This is a genomic window from Paenibacillus taichungensis, from assembly GCF_003287275.1.
GTDB lineage: Bacteria > Bacillota > Bacilli > Paenibacillales > Paenibacillaceae > Paenibacillus > Paenibacillus taichungensis_A.
This window is the reverse complement of record NZ_QEVW01000006.1, coordinates 124064-140015: the sequence shown is the minus strand read 5'-3', so window position 1 is coordinate 140015 and position 15952 is coordinate 124064. Positions and strand designations below refer to the sequence as shown.

Below are 15952 nucleotides of genomic sequence, written 5' to 3'. Positions count from 1 at the left end.
TTCCCCCTGTATATAATCAATAATGATTATTATTCTCATTACTAACATAGAGGATGACGTAACATTTGTACATGGACATCTATGATGACTAATGCATGGACAGATGTGATGTCAGTTGGTGCATGATGTGCTGTAACTGTTCCATAATCGAGATGGGGTCGAATCCATAAAACATATTCGCTTCAATCTCGTACAGTTGCCCTTCTCGGACCGCACTCAGGTTGTTCCAGGCCTCCTGAGCGAACAGTTTGTCCACAGCATCTTGCTCCGATGGCTCCCTGGCATAGTCAATAAAAATATGATCTGCAGCGTACAAATGAATTTCATTTAGCGGAACATGGATGTAACCTGTGAGCAGTTGACCATCCTTTTCCATTCTTGCAGGAGGGGCGAAGCCAAGCGATTGATACAAAATATGAGAAGCTCTGCCCCATCCGTGTCCATAGATGTACGCTCCGCTCTCACCAATCATGAATATACATACCGCTGAACCACGTTCACCCATGATCTGATCAAGTGTACGATTGGCCTCTTGCTGAAGCGCATCATATTGGTCTAGCAGCGCACGAGCTTTGACTTCCAGGCCTGTGATGCGTCCCAAATGAATGAGTTGCTCCTGCCAGTCAAGTTCTTCAAAAGGCATCAAAATAGTTGGTGCAATCTGCCGTAATTCATCCATGCCGGAATGAGGTGCATATCCAAGAATGACGTCCGGACGGGAGTCTGAAATCAAATCCGGATGATTAATAAGATCATGCTCATAACACTGATCAAATTGGTCTTGTCCATTTTCAATAAGTCTATTTTTCATCCATCCTGCAACGGCACCCAGATGAGGAATATGGCCCAGTGCCAGCAAGGAAGCGGTGTAGTTGTATGTAAGGCTTACGATTTTTTTTGGCGTTTTCCGATAGAGAGTCGGTGCACAACCTACCGTTTGTTTAAATTTTCGACTTAAATAAAAGGTATCTCTGTATCCCGTCAACTGCGCAAGCTCATGCAATGTGGGATTGGCAAACAGCAGGTGTTCCTGGGCAATTCGAATTCTTAACCGGGTAACATACTCCACAAACGTAAGTCCGGTGTACTTCTTGAATTCTCTTGAAAAATGCTCTGGACTCACATTAACCTCTTTCGCTAATTGCTCACGTGTAAAAGAATGAGTAACTCTTTCATGGATACGCACGAGGACAATGTCCAGCCAGGAATGATCTTCATGAGCCAAACGCACAGCATGATCTCGCAACATATCTAGAAGCTGATAAAACAGCATATGAGGTTTGAATGGTCCCGACTCAACACGTTTCGAGCTGGACTGAACCAATTCGGAAATCAGCTCTGCAATAAGACGGCTCGTAACGGGAACAGGATGTCCGAACGGCCAGAGCCTTTGCTCGTTATCTGCAAAATCAAAGGCCATTGCAATACCTTGAACCGGGGAAAGGGAACCACGCTTGCTTTCATGCTGAAGCAGGGTTCCGGCTTGGCGAACGACAGCAGATCCGGTATTTACCATCAATTGACCATTCGAACTGATCAGTCTTGCCTGACCAGAGGTGATGACATAAAGAACGTGCTTGCTGCTCCACAGTTCATCGATACTGGAGAAGGCTTCCCGATCATGGAGCTGCACCAGATGACACAGTTTGAACATTGCGGGAGGCACGGTTGTGATTTGCTGCAAGCGGCCGGGGTTGTTCACAGATGATTTATGAAAGCTTAGATCCAGATTGCTCATAACATAATGGACTCCTTATAGAGGATTGGACTAATAAGCAGTATAATACCACAAAGGTGTAATGTGGACCCTTCGAATCATTCACTTCACATATTTCTGTGAAAAATGGATAAAGAGGTTGAAATCGCTATCAACACCGACTATAATGAAAATGTCGAAACGTTTCAATCTATGGTTTACAGGCGTGTTCATTGTGATTTATAATGAATTCTTCCTCTTGTCCAATATTGGAATGTTGTCAATCGACCAAGCTATATGTACAATATAAAGGGTATATGATTCAGCAGTGATGCTTAAAAGACGTGAAGACAAATTTTTTTGAAAACACTTCGAAACGTTTCGATAAATGAGAATTGATGCCATTTATAATGGATAATGCATAGGAATGAGTGGTTGTTGCAACCATTTACAGTATAAAATGATAGGTAACAAGAAAGTTAGAAGGAGCGAACGTGGAATGGCAACGATTAAGGATGTGGCAAAGCTGGCAGGCGTGGCGCTCTCGACCGCTTCCTATGCACTGAATGGGGACAGCAAGGTAAGTGCCAAGACCAAGGCGAAAGTGCTGGCGGCAGCACGGGAACTGAATTATCGCAAAAACGGCTTTGCCATGGACCTGAAGCGGAGCCGGACGAACACGATTGCGTTGATTCTTACAGATCTGTCGGGTCCGTATTACTCCGAATTGATTCGCAGCGTACAGGACGTAGCGCTGGCTAACGGATATGATCTGATTGCATGCAGCTCAATGGGAGGGCGCGACTCCACAGCGGTTCGTTTCTTGCGGGAAAAAAGAGTGGATGGCGCTATTATCCTGGCTCATAACATCCATGATGATATCTTGGTGGAATCTGCAGGTGAACGTTTCCCTATCATTGTGATGGATCGGCAGCTGTCGAGTAGCCATCTGGTCAACGTGCTGGTGGACGGGGAGCAAGGTGGCTACCTGGCTACACGGCACCTCATTCAGAAGGGGCATAAGACCATCGCCTATATCAGCGGGCCATCCAATTCTTATGATAATGCTCTGCGTTATCAAGGATATCTGCGAGCAATGCAGGAGGCTGGCCTTGAAGAGAAGTCCAAATGGCGTCTAAGCGGTAATTTTGTACGTGAGGGCGGATATAGTGCAACCAAGATGATGGTTATGCAGGGCGAGCTTCCATCAGCTGTATTTTACGGGAATGACGAAATGGCGATTGGTGGACTGAAAGCATTTGAAGAGAGCGGCATTTCGGTACCAAATGACATTTCGGTCATCGGATTTGATGATATTCAACTGTCCGAATATGTTCATCCTCCGCTTACAACGGTGCGGCAGCCCAAGCATGAAGCAGGTTCATTGGCAGGGCATTTGCTCTTCCAGATGCTGAACGGCGAAGCGGTGAATCCATCGTATACGTTAACCATTGATCTAGTGGAGCGCGAGTCTGTACGATCGGTACAGGTCGAGTCAGGAATTCAGCCGGCCTAGGTAGTGAATCAATGGGTGGGGAATCTGGCTTGATGGTTGCTCATGATGGCTAGAAATTATGAATTGAGAGTTGAATGAAGGGGATCACCGTCCGAAATGGCCAGAAAAGGTCATTTCGCAAAGGACCCCTATTCTTTTTCAGATTTATCGAAACGTTTCGATTTTATACTAATTGAAGGAGTGAATAGTATGACAACGATGATTAATGAACCAATCCGGCTGACTGCCGGGGATTTATCCTTTACCTTTTTGAACAGTGGGGACCTGTACCAGGCCAAGTCCGGTACGACCATGTTGAATCAATTACTAAGCAACCAGATCGATGGATCTTTGAATAACCTGTATCTGCGTGTACACGAGGGAGATAAAATCAGCTCGTTCCCACTGCTGGGTGTGCGTTCGAACAGCAAAGTGATCACAAGCAAAGCGAATTCCGGCAATCAACTGATCTGGGAAGGTACCGTACAGCTTGAAGGCAAAGAACAAGGCATTGGCTATCAGGTTGTGTTTACAGCCACAACGCAAGGTGTCTGGTTCTGGGATGTGAAGCTCACAGGACAACAACATAACGTTGACGTAGTATATGGACAAGATGTAGGTCTTGCTGATCCAGGTGCAGTACGCAGCAATGAAGCGTATCTGTCGCAGTATATTGACCATACGGTATTCGAAGATGAATTGAAGGGATATGTGGTATGTTCCCGTCAAAACCAGCCTCAGGGCGGTGCTTTCCCTTACATGCAACAAGGTTCTCTGACTAAGGCAGTTGGTTACTCTACAGACGGATTCCAATTCTTCGGTCTGTCCTACAAGGAAACGAACCAGCCTGAGAGCCTGAGCCATAATACACTGGCAAATGAGACGTACCAGTATGAATTTGCCTACACAGCTTTGCAATCGGAGCGCGTAAGCTTGGACGGGGAAGCCCAAGTAGTCTTCTACGGACTGGCCAAAGCAGATCATCCTGCCGGAATCTCCGCACTGGAATTCGGGGATGAAGTGACTGCAGCATGGAACGAAGTACAAGCATTGACTGCTCAGCAAGGCGAGACGTTGGAACAGGTGAAACTGTCATCCTTCTTGGGTGAACCGCTTGCTGCGCTTGATTTGACACAAGATGAGATTAATGATCTGTTCCCTGACCGTCATCAGGAAGAGCGTAGCGGTGATTCACTGTTATCCTTCTTCACGGGAAGCTATGAACATATCGTCCTGAAAGCGAAAGAATTGCTTGTAGAGCGTCCGCACGGCCATATTCTGATGAGTGGTGGCAATGTACAGCTTGGTGCGCAGGTTATTACGACGACATCGTATATGTACGGTATTTTCAACTCACAACTCGTTATTGGTAACACCAATTTTAATAAAATGATCAGTAATGCCCGCAACGCACTGAACGTGCCGAAGACGGCTGGACAACGCATTTATGTGGAAATGGATGGACAATATCGTCTGCTGACGATGCCTTCCCTGTTCGAGATTGGCTTCAACTATGTACGTTGGATCTACAAAACCGAAGCGGATACCATTATCGTGACCAACTACACAGGTGCACACACTACTGAAGTGAGCATGAACGTTCGCTCGACAAGCGGCAAAGCATATCGCTATCTGGTAACCAACCAAATTACGATGAATGTCAATGAATACGAGTATCCGCTGCATATGACGCAAGATGGCAACACGCTGATCTTCAAGGCTGATCCGCAAGCGATTAGTGCTGGCACGTATCCTGATCTGCAATACCGCATGTCGGTGAATGGCGCGACCGTAAATGTTGGGGACGAAACGTTGCTGGCGAGTGGCATCCGCAGTGGATCTGCATCGCTGGTTGCACTTAGTCTGGAAGAGAGTGCAGAGTGGACACTGAAGGTACAAGGCCTATTGGAAGGTCAAGCTAACAAAGCAGAAGGTTCTGTCGTAGCAGGCTCCAGTCTTACTTTTGAAGAGGAAGTTCAGGCGTACCGCGAATTCTTCGCAGGTGTAATGAACGGTTTCCGTTTGTCTCGTGGTGAAGGCCAAAGTGCAGAAGATCTGTTCAAAGTGAACGCACTGGCTTGGTGGTACACACACAACATGTTGGTTCACTACTCCGTGCCTCACGGATTGGAGCAGTACGGCGGCGCAGCATGGGGGACTCGGGATGTATGCCAAGGTCCGGTTGAATACTTCATGGCAACGCAAAAATATGAGCAGGTTCGCGATATCATCAAAATGGTATATACCCACCAATATGAGGATGATGGCAACTGGCCGCAATGGTTCATGTTTGATAAATACTTTGCGATTCAACAGGAAGAGAGTCATGGCGACATCATCGTATGGCCGCTGAAAGTGCTGGCGGATTACCTGACAGCGACTCGTGACTATGCGATTCTGGATGAGAAAGTGCCTTATACCGTTAAGCACAGCTTCGGGTTCACGGAAGAAACAGCGACTGTATTGGATCACGCGAAAAAAGAGATCGAATATATTCGTTCACACTTCCTGCACGATACATTCCTGTCTTCCTACGGTGATGGGGACTGGGATGATACACTCCAGCCAGCCAATGCACAGCTCAAACAATATATGGTGAGCAGCTGGACCGTTGCTTTGACTTATCAGTCCGTAAATGTTCTCGCACAGGCGCTGCAACATAAAGATGCTGGATTTGCGCAAGAACTGGATGTTCTGGCTCAAGGCATCCGTGAAGACTTTAATCGTTACATGCTGGGTACAGATGTGATCCCAGGTTTCGTATACATGGAAGAAGCGGATCAGGCGAAGCTGATGCTTCACCCAACAGATACGGAGACAGGCATTCAATATCGCCTTCTGCCGATGACGCGCAGCATGATCGGTGAATTGCTGAATGCAGAACAGGCAGAATCGCATTATGCGTTGATTCGTGAACAGTTCCTGTGCCCGGATGGGGTACGTCTGATGAATCGTCCAGCTCAATATGCAGGCGGTGTGAGCACTCACTTCAAACGTGCAGAGCAAGCGTCCAACTTCGGTCGCGAGATCGGTTTGCAGTATGTACACGCTCATATCCGTTACGTTGAAGCGATGGCGAAGCTTGGTAAGACGGATCAGGTGTGGAATGGTCTTGCCATGATTAACCCGGTTGGCATCGGCGAAGTTGTCCCTAATGCGGAGATTCGTCAGGCGAACGCGTATTTCAGTAGTTCCGACGGCAAGTTCAATACGCGCTACGAGGCGCAGGAGCATTTTGACCAACTACGCAAAGGAACAGTACAGGTGAAAGGTGGATGGAGAATCTACTCCAGCGGCCCTGGAATCTACATGAACCAACTGATCTCGAACGCACTTGGCATTCGTCAGGAAGGCGGAGATCTGGTTATTGACCCTGTATTGCCGGCTGAACTGAATGGAATGCAATTCGAGTTCGAATATGCAGGAGAGCCGGTAACCTTTATCTACCATCTGAACGAAGGTTCGGTTAACCGTGTAACGGTAAATGGCAAGGACATCCGCACCGAGCAAACAGCAAACCGCTACCGTCAAGGTGGGGCTCGTATCTCGCTGGATGAGTTCAAACAAGCGCGTAATGCTTCGGAGCGCACGATTGTTGAAATTTATATGTAAGTTCAATACAAGATCGATGTTTCACTAGAGTGGAAGGTCATCCTCCTTAACAGGCAGGGTGACCTTTTTTTATTTGAGAAGATTTATTGGTAGGTTAGAGGCCTCTGTTACGATACGATGATCATTCTAACGCAATGGAACGGCCAGCAACGTGTGCAGAAGCGCATTATGGCGTATATGCTTTGTCACGTAGCCTGCGTCCTCCAGCGAGCCGCACAGGCCGTCCAGCAGCGGGAAATGACGTTCCCTTATCGTTTGTAACTGTTCCTCATGACCTGCTGCCTCAGCCTGTTGGATATACGTCTGACGGTGAGATGCATCAGCAAACATCAGGTCTGTCAGGCAGATCCGTCCACGTGCAGTTAACACTCGCTGCATTTCCTGTAGCGCCAACTGCTGCTGGTCTGGGCTCAAATGATGGAAGGCGAAGCTGGATACGACAAAATCGAAGGACTGGTCGGCGAAAGGCAACGCCAGAAAGTTGCCAAGCTTCACATGCATCTCTGGATATTTGGTGCGGCATGTACGCAGCATCTCCCTAGATTGATCGATGGCGGTCATCGCTGCGCCGTGCTCTAACAGTTTGCCTGCCAGATTCCCCGTGCCTGTACCGATATCAAGCCCTTTTTCGCCAGGCACAGGAGATATCCAGCTTGCTGTCTGCTCCAGCGCCTCGTCATAGTTGTCATATATATTGAACGGATCACCTTTATGATCTGGCCTGCCTTCTCGATCCGACTCAACCATTGCCTGTATGGCTCCAGGTCCCGATTCAATGCTGACATTTGAGGCAATTTGTCCTGGCAGACGACCATTCGCCGCCTGTACGCGCTGATCGTGGATGGCTGCTTGCATATCGTAGTTCCAGCGGTCGTGCCAGTTCTGCCGAGCTTCCCTAAGGCGGCGCGAACTATCTGCAAGATCATGCAGATGGCTGACATCCAGTGGTCCGTCCTGGCGGTTGAGATCAATCATGCGCTGGGTTGTATCCAGCATGCGCTTTAGCTCAACCCATTGGGCATACATGACCGCCTGCTGCAGCTCCAGATATTCTTCCAGCCGCTGCTGATTGCCCTGGTCAATCTCTCCGAGTGCTTGGGTGATATCCTGAAGCGACATCCCGATTTCGCGCAGGGCTGCAATGGTCTGCAGCCGCCAGATGTCATTCTCGGTATATGTACGATATCCGTTGCTTGTCTGTTTGACGGGGGAGATCAGTCCTTTTTCCTCATAGAAGCGAATGGCTCTCGCCGATATGCCGAGTCTGTCCGCGGCTTCTTTTATGTTCATCACGTGCACCTCCTTTATCAGTTCAGTATAAACGATGACGTTACGACAAGGTTAAGTGTTCATTTCTTTCCACCGAGTGAAATTTTAGTCAAGTCTGAGGCTATGCTACAATATAACGCAAAGGAGCATTTTGCATCGTATTCAATTGCAAAATGTTGAAATGAGTAAGGTATAAGACATTTTTTCTAACGCTGCTGTGCGCAGGGTTATCGACTATTGCACGAAAGGTTGAATTTTTATGCTTATCAGCCATACGTATACCATTCGGCCATCCGAGATCAAGGATGCTGCCCAACTGATGGAACTGGATGCATTGGTATGGGATAAGCATACCTCTCCGGCCCCGTTTCAGTGGCGATCCAGACAACAATATTTGCAGCATTGTCCTCCAGGCAGTCAGCTGATTGCCGTTCAGGGAGAGCGGGTATGTGGTTATGTAGGCTTTTATCTGCCGACAGGAATGCCTGTGAACCGCCATGTATACGAGATTAATATCGCTGTTCATCCCCATGATCGGCGCTGTGGCATTGCCACAGCTCTGATGGATGCCATGAAGCAGCATGCCTTTGAACAAGGCATCATCAAGCTTAGGTTGCGGGTGTTATCCAGCAATCCAGGGGCGATTGCTTTTTATACACAGTGCGGATTTGTGACGGAAGGCAGACTGGTGTCGGAATTTTATATTGCAGGCAAATATGTGGACGATATTCTTATGAGTTATTTCATCCAGCCCAAAGGATAGAACAGAGTAGAAGGAGGAACAACAATGGACATGGGACTTCGGGGTAAAAAGGCACTGGTGCTTGCATCCAGTCGAGGACTGGGCAAAGCGGTAGCCGCTCAATTGGCGGCAGAAGGCGCTGATGTCATGCTCGCCAGCCGGAGCAAAGAGAAGCTCGCAGCGGTGAAACAGGAGCTGCTGGCGCTCGGTGGTGGCGGACGTATCGAATATTGTGCAACCGATGTGACAAGCAAGGGAGATATCGATGCCCTGATTCGCAAGACAGGCGAAGAATTTGGGCAGATTGATATTTTGGTGAACAATTCAGGTGGCCCGCCTTCAGGAACATTCGAATCATTGACCGATGAAGATTGGGAACGCGCATTTGAATTAAATGTACTTAGCTATGTCAGACTGATTCGTGGTGCGCTTCCTTACATGAAGGAGTACGGCGGACATATCGTGAACATTGCCTCTACTTCTGTCAAGCAGCCGATCCCCGGCCTGATTCTGTCCAATACGTTCCGTACGGGTGTGTTCGGATTGGCCAAAACCTTGTCACAGGAACTCGCGCCATACGGCATTCTGATCAATACGGTTGCACCGGGTAGAATTGGAACGGATCGGATACATGAACTGGACGCTGCGCGTGCAGAGCAGAGCGGAATAAGTGAGGAAGAGGTTGCCGAACAATTCCGTAAGGAAATTCCACTGGGACGTTATGGTCAACCCGAGGAGTTTGCCAAAGCAGTTGTGTTCCTCTTATCAGGAGCAAATACGTACATTACAGGTACATCCCTTGTGGTGGATGGTGGCATGGTACGTGCGCTCTAAGAAGTCGGATATAGAGATTTGAAGTTATATGGATGCATAAATGCGCAAATAAGATAAGCCCCTCCTTATTCTCCACGTGTTGTGGAGTAGGAGGGGCTTTAAGCGTTGATGTATGCCATTATGAGGAACATATTTCGTAGGAAATAGTCCTTCAACCATTTGAATTATGTAAGTCTAATTTAGCGCAAAAGTTCCCATTCATGCTGCAACATGCCATACACCGCATGGTTAACATAGCCCTTAGGCAGTTTCTCAGCCTGGCGAATAACGCCTTCAAGGACGAATCCTAGCCGTTCAGGGATGGCCCGGCTCCGCTTGTTGTTGGTTGCTGAACGAATCTCGACACGGTTCAGATCCAGGGTGACGAGAGCGTAGTCAACCAGAACGCGGCATGCGCTGGTCATCAAGCCTTGACCTTCAAAACCTTTGCCAAGCCAGTATCCGATGCTTACCGAGCGGTTGGTCCAGTTGATTTCGTGGAAGCCAATGATGCCTGCAAGATCGCCTTTCAGCCAGACACCTGCGGTGAAACCGCCATTGTCCGCGCCCTGTTTCAATGCATTGCTGATAAAATTCGAAGTATGCTCAATCTCGGTTACGTTGTCCACCCACGGTAACCAATGCCTCAACTGATCCCGCGAGCGATCCGTGAGTTCGAACAACGGTTTGGTGTGCTCCATGGCAAGTGGACGGAGTTCGGTATATTCATCCAATGAATAGGTAAACATGAGTGCAACCTTCTTTCTTTGAAATAATGGTTTATCGGGAATTCTTCGGTAGCTTACGCTCCAATGCAAACAGGTCTTCTTCCATCGAGGCCATGCGTTGGTTCACCGTAGTACGGGCGTCCCCCAGTGCCTGATTATATATGAAGGGAGCCAACTGGGTCATGAAAAGATCCAGCACACCCCAAGCTGCCAGATCGCCCAGTTCTTCGCCGCGTTCCTCTTCGAAATACGACTGGATGGTACGTATGGCTTCATCCTGTTGTTCTTTGGACAGTTTTAGCGCGTTCAATGGGAAACCCTCCCTTAAATTCTGTTTTTCTATCATGCTACATGATTCGTGCGAACCCGTCAAAATGGTTTTGGGCCTATCTTGTGTGCAGCCCGTCATGACTTTGGTGCCGTTATTTATTGAACTCGTCCCTCGTTAAAGGTATATTTAGATGAAACGCATTGTAAATGCTGAAAGTTCCAATCAATTCATGAAAGGTTTGATACCTGTGGACAATCGTACAACCCCACCTAACTTTATCAAAAATATTATTACCGAAGATCTCCGGTCAGGGAAAGTCCAGGAAGTCATTACCCGTTTTCCTCCGGAACCGAACGGTTATCTGCATATCGGCCATGCCAAAGCGATCTGGATTAACTTTGCACTGGGTGGCGAATTTGGCGGCAAAACAAATCTGCGCTTCGATGACACGAATCCGGTCAAGGAAGATGTAGAGTATGTCCAATCAATTCAAGAAGACGTGAAATGGCTCGGATATGAGTGGAGCGAGAAACGTTTTGCTTCTGATTATTTTGATGAAATGTACAGCCGCGCGGTCTTGCTGATCCAAAAAGGCAAAGCTTACATCGACGACCAAAGCGCCGACGAAATCCGTGCTATGCGTGGAACGCTCACCGAGCCGGGCAAGAACAGCCCATATCGTGATCGCACTGTAGAAGAGAATCTGGACCTGTTCACACGGATGCGTGCGGGCGAGTTCCAGAACGGTGAGAAAGTGCTGCGTGCCAAGATTGATATGGCTTCACCGAATATCAACCTGCGTGATCCGGTCATTTACCGTATTGCTCATGCACATCATCATAATACGGGTGACAAATGGTGCATCTATCCGATGTACGCATTCGCACATCCACTTGAAGATGCCATTGAAGGAGTAACCCACTCCCTCTGCTCCCTGGAGTTTGAGGATCAACGTCCATTCTATGATTGGGTTATTGCCGAATGTGAGATGGAGAACCAACCACATCAATATGAGTTTGGCCGCCTGAACCTGTCGCAAATGGTGACAAGTAAACGGAAGCTGAAACTGCTCGTGGATGAAGGCCATGTGGATGGATGGGATGATCCGCGCATGCCAACGATTTCGGGTCTGCGCCGCCGGGGATATACACCGGAAGCGATTCGTGATTTCGTATTCGAAACAGGTATTTCCAAAAGCCAAGGCGTCATCGACCTGCAAACGCTGGAGCACTTTGTACGTGAAGATCTGAAATTGAAAGCTCCGCGCACGATGGCTGTCCTGCACCCGCTCAAAGTGGTCATTACCAACTACCCTGAAGGGCAAGTGGAATGGCTCGAAGCAGAGAACAATGTGGAGAACCCGGAGATGGGCAATCGCCAAATTCCGTTCTCCCGTGAGATCTATATTGAACAAGACGATTTCATGGAAAATCCACCGAACAAATATTTCCGTTTGTTCCCTGGTAACGAAGTTCGTCTGAAACATGCGTATTTCATCAAATGTAACGATGTGATTAAAGATGCAGAAGGCAATGTAACTGAAATCCATTGTACCTATGATGTAGAAACGAAGAGCGGCAGTGGTTTCACTGGCCGTAAAGTTAAAGGTACAATCCACTGGGTAGAAGCGACTCAAGCGGTACCTGCTGAATTCCGTCTGTATGAACCTCTGATCTCCGCAGAAGCACCGGAAGCCGATACCGAGCCAGAAGTGGCTGTGGCAGGCGCTGAGGTTGTGGAAGAGCAGCCGGAGAAAACGTTCCTGGATCAATTGAATCCAAACTCTCTTGAAGTCGTTCAAGGGTTTGTGGAGCAAGAGATGAAGGAAGCGAAAGCACAGGATAAATTCCAGTTCTTCCGTCACGGTTACTTCAGCGTTGATCCGAAGCATTCCGAGCCAGGCCGTCCGGTATTTAACCGGGTCGTATCCCTGAAGAGCTCGTTCCAACTGCCAAAAGCATAAGGTGAAGTACAGAGGTAGGCAAAGTTAAAGGTCAAAGCTTTAAGGTTAAGGCTACAAGCTAGGGTTTATTCCTAAGCTGTAAACCTAAATCTATAAACTTAAATCTATACACGTAAAAGGCGTCTCCAGGGCAATAAGCCATTGGAGACGCTTTTCTCTTTATTACTACTATTCTTAATCTTTTGTTTGATTATTTGAACTTTGTTATTTACACCATAACGGAGAGGACAGAACAAAGCTGGAGAAGCGTAGCGTTCGCCTTTATCCCTGGATTTTACCCTTTAAATAAGGGAATCCAAAAAAATCCGGGGATAACAGCGATCGAAAGATTGTTCTGTCCTCATAGTGCTCCAGTGTAAATCTTGAAAGGTTCAACCTAACCTCAACAAAAGATTACCTTTCACCCATTTCCGTCAGCACTGTTGGCTGATAGCCATTGCGGCGATTTGAGAACCACATGATTGCAAAGCCAACAGCACCGATCAGGGAGAAGAATACCCCGATGTTATACATGACCTCAGCACCAAAGCTCTGGAACAGCCAGCCACCGAACAGACCGGCAATGACACCAGAGAGGCCGCCCCAGGCCATCGTATACACGGCCTGACCAGAGGAACGGTACGGCCTTGGAATGAACAGCATCGTCAGTTGGGTCCCTACATAGAAATACCCGCCGAACGTAATGGAGTGCATGAGCTGAATGAACACAATCTCTAACGGGTTGTTCGCTAAGGCCATGAGCTGCCAGCGGATGGCGAATAGCAGACTGATCAGGATGAGCGATGAGAGAAGCATGCCCATTTTACGTTTGAGAAAACGGTCCAGGAGCAAGAATACACCCACTTCAAGGATGGATGATGTGAAGATGGCCCAGCCAACCATCTGTTTATCGCCACCCATTTCCACAATGTATAATGACATAAATGTACTGTTCATGGCGTTGGGTACGGAAACGAGCACCCCAAGCCCGATAAAGATCATAAAGTACGGATTGAACATCACCCTGCCAAAACGTCGAAAGCTCACTACAGGTGTATCTGAAGCGATCGGCTGTCTGGGTAGAAACAACGCAAAGACAAAAGCAATGACAATCATGAAGGCAAAGACAATCGATACACTGCCTGCTCCCAGACGGTCAATCAGCGGTCCGGCAGCCACAGCGGTTAGAGCCCAGCCCAGCGATCCCCAGAGCCGAAACGTACCAAATTTCTGATTCGTACCATCGATATAACCGAGAATTAGGCTGTTGGTTTGGGCAAACAACGGACTTTGGAAAAAATAAAAAAAGATCATGGCTGCATAAATCCAGGCATACGTAGGCGCATAGAATACGGCCTGAGCAAGCACAAAGGTGCCACCCATCATCATCATCAGAATAATACGAATATTGCGTGATTTATCGCTCCAGAAGCCCCAGAACGGATTAGCGAACAAGGATACAAACGGACCAATCGCCATGAGACTGCCAATCTCCAATTTGGTCATTCCGATTTCCTGCAAATACAACTGAAGAAAACCGGCGAAGATTGAAATGGCTCCATAAATGAAAAAGTTATATAGTTTCAGCGAAACCAAAGAGGGATTGCCTCTTCCGGGTGCATATCTATCCAATAGAGCCATTCCTTTCAGAATCATATTCTTCAATGTATCATTTGTTGAAAGGGTATTCAATGTATAGAATACGTTTATTGAACGAGGAGGGTTACCGTGAGCAAGATGGAATGGACAGGTATTATACTGGCAGGAGGTTTATCCCGCCGTATGGGCTTCAACAAAGCATTATTGGAATGGAATGATTCCAGCGTGCTGGAGCAGATCATTCAAGCGATGGCACCAGCAGTACATCGCATTATCCTTTCCACAGGAAACAACACGGCTGCATACACCGCATTGCCCTACGACAGGGTTCAGGATGATTACCCCGGAAAAGGGCCGCTCGCAGGGCTGCAAGCCGCGCTGCAAGCCTCAGAGACAGACTGGAACCTCATCTGCGCCTGTGATATGCCGCTGCTAGAGCCATCCTTTTTCAAAGGCATGAAGTGGCTCGCCGAATCAGGTCAAGAGCATCATGCGATCGTTCCACGATTGGCAGGGCGTGTTCATCCGCTTGCAGGTGCATATCATAGACGTGTTCTCCCTGAACTGGAGCAGCGCTTAATAGATAACAGACTGAAGGTAACCCAATGGCTTGAAGAGATCGGCTGCCGATATGTCGATGTGGATGAGCTGGAAAGCGCTGGCGTCCATGATGTGGCTATTCAACTTAGTAATATGAATACTCCGGAAGAGTATAAGCATATTCGTAACCGATCATACGGCCCTTGACCTATCACTTCATTCATCATCTCATACTTTTTAGTCCGATTCGGTCTCCCAACTCTGGTCCACTGGACCCGATTCATTGGATAGATCCTGAACGGAGTTGCGATATTGAAGTGGACTCTGGCCAGTCCATCGTTTGAATTGCCGACTGAAGTGTGACAGATGGGTGTAGCCCAGCTTCCATGCAATTTCCCCCAAAGAGAGCTTTGGCTGTTCGATCAGCACTTTGGCTTCCTGCAGTTTCAGGCTGGACAGGTAGGACCGTGGAGATTGTCCGTACACCTTGCGGAAGATCTGCAGCCCATATCCCGGACTGATGCCAAATGAGGATATGATCTGCTCCACTTTGACAGTGGATACATTGCCCTCTTTAATTCGGAGCTGTGTATGGAATGCCTGTTTGATGGCTTCTGCGATGGCCCCTGCATAATGCATGGCTGCGGGAGCTGGAGCATTAGGCGATGCATCCGATCGGGTAGGCAGTGGTTCACGATCAGCCGCCTGGGACAGCAGGGCAAACAATTCAAACATGCGTGCCTGCATGATAAATTTGTCTGTGGAAGTGTATGCCTCCGATGTTCGGATCATGTTCATCCAGTTCTCCAGGACAGGGCGCATTTGCATGTTATCTGTGGTGCCAGCCTCATAGATTCGACTGTGATGTGACATCAGCTTCAAGGTGAATACGGGATCATCCACATTGAAATGAGCACTGAAATACGTCATGCCCTCTGATGATACACATTGGTTTGTATGTTTGAATCCGGGTGGAATCAGCAGAATCGAACCTTCCTCAACCGTATAGGTATACCCGTGAATTACACTCTCCTGGGTCCCCTTTATAATCAGCATAATTTCAAAGCCCGGATGGGATTCCTCCGGCATCGCCCAACCGTATGGAACTTGTTGGCTGTGCGCTCCATAGAATTTAATGTTACAGTCGATAATAGGCAGCCAGTGAGCTAATGTATGATGTGGCATTTCTCGAAGCTGCGATCGGATATCCATGACATTCACCTCGGAAAAGGGTAAAAACAACTC

Annotated in this window: 12 protein-coding genes; 6 read left to right on the top strand and 6 right to left on the bottom strand. The window is 48.0% G+C overall.

Annotated features, from left to right (window positions below; translation table 11 throughout):
• Positions 1–88 precede the first annotated feature (88 nt).
• The gene (locus DC345_RS09945) at positions 89–1738 is read right to left on the bottom strand and encodes an ABC transporter substrate-binding protein (protein ID WP_113052954.1); all 1650 of its coding nucleotides are present in this window, start codon (positions 1736–1738) and stop codon (positions 89–91) included.
• A gap of 457 nt (positions 1739–2195) precedes the next feature.
• Here DC345_RS09945 and DC345_RS09940 point away from each other — a divergent pair, with 457 nt between their 5' ends.
• Together DC345_RS09940 and DC345_RS09935 are read left to right on the top strand one after the other, a co-directional pair.
• Complete coding sequence (locus DC345_RS09940) at positions 2196–3212, top strand: LacI family DNA-binding transcriptional regulator (protein ID WP_113052953.1); 1017 nt, start codon at positions 2196–2198, stop codon at positions 3210–3212.
• Between the two features lie 189 nt (positions 3213–3401).
• Entirely contained in the window at positions 3402–6803 is a 3402-nt protein-coding gene (locus DC345_RS09935; protein WP_113052952.1) for a GH36-type glycosyl hydrolase domain-containing protein, read from the top strand.
• Between the two features lie 126 nt (positions 6804–6929).
• On the opposite strand, the gene DC345_RS09930 is transcribed toward DC345_RS09935, so the two are convergent.
• Positions 6930–8093 (bottom strand): methyltransferase domain-containing protein, encoded by a 1164-nt coding sequence (locus DC345_RS09930; RefSeq protein ID WP_113052951.1) that lies wholly within the window; start codon positions 8091–8093, stop codon positions 6930–6932.
• 238 nt (positions 8094–8331) lie between these two features.
• Here DC345_RS09930 and DC345_RS09925 point away from each other — a divergent pair, with 238 nt between their 5' ends.
• Both DC345_RS09925 and DC345_RS09920 read left to right on the top strand, forming a co-directional pair.
• On the top strand, positions 8332–8835 hold the full coding sequence (locus DC345_RS09925) for a GNAT family N-acetyltransferase (RefSeq protein WP_113052950.1): 504 nt from the start codon (positions 8332–8334) through the stop codon (positions 8833–8835).
• A gap of 24 nt (positions 8836–8859) precedes the next feature.
• Positions 8860–9648 carry an SDR family oxidoreductase gene (locus tag DC345_RS09920; protein WP_113052949.1) on the top strand — a complete coding sequence of 263 codons (789 nt, stop codon included), beginning with the start codon at positions 8860–8862 and terminating at the stop codon, positions 9646–9648.
• Positions 9649–9827: 179 nt separating this feature from the next.
• Here DC345_RS09920 and DC345_RS09915 read toward each other — a convergent pair whose 3' ends face one another.
• Positions 9828–10376: a GNAT family N-acetyltransferase gene (locus DC345_RS09915; protein ID WP_076287542.1), complete on the bottom strand. Its 549-nt coding sequence runs from the start codon at positions 10374–10376 to the stop codon at positions 9828–9830.
• A 31-nt stretch (positions 10377–10407) separates the two neighbouring features.
• Positions 10408–10665, bottom strand: a complete 258-nt coding sequence (locus tag DC345_RS09910) for a DUF2164 domain-containing protein (RefSeq protein WP_090808970.1) — start codon at positions 10663–10665, stop codon at positions 10408–10410.
• 190 nt (positions 10666–10855) lie between these two features.
• Here DC345_RS09910 and DC345_RS09905 point away from each other — a divergent pair, with 190 nt between their 5' ends.
• A complete protein-coding gene (locus DC345_RS09905) occupies positions 10856–12589 on the top strand; it encodes a glutamine--tRNA ligase/YqeY domain fusion protein (RefSeq protein WP_113053336.1) in 1734 nt (577 codons plus the stop codon).
• Between the two features lie 393 nt (positions 12590–12982).
• Here DC345_RS09905 and DC345_RS09900 read toward each other — a convergent pair whose 3' ends face one another.
• Positions 12983–14224: an MFS transporter gene (locus DC345_RS09900; RefSeq protein WP_397333654.1), complete on the bottom strand. Its 1242-nt coding sequence runs from the start codon at positions 14222–14224 to the stop codon at positions 12983–12985.
• An 81-nt stretch (positions 14225–14305) separates the two neighbouring features.
• Between DC345_RS09900 and mobA the strand changes: the two genes are divergently transcribed.
• The gene (mobA, locus tag DC345_RS09895; protein ID WP_258530634.1) at positions 14306–14914 is read left to right on the top strand and encodes a molybdenum cofactor guanylyltransferase; all 609 of its coding nucleotides are present in this window, start codon (positions 14306–14308) and stop codon (positions 14912–14914) included.
• Between the two features lie 30 nt (positions 14915–14944).
• On the opposite strand, the gene DC345_RS09890 is transcribed toward mobA, so the two are convergent.
• The gene (locus DC345_RS09890) at positions 14945–15919 is read right to left on the bottom strand and encodes an AraC family transcriptional regulator (RefSeq protein WP_113052947.1); all 975 of its coding nucleotides are present in this window, start codon (positions 15917–15919) and stop codon (positions 14945–14947) included.
• Between the last annotated feature and the right edge of the window lie 33 nt (positions 15920–15952).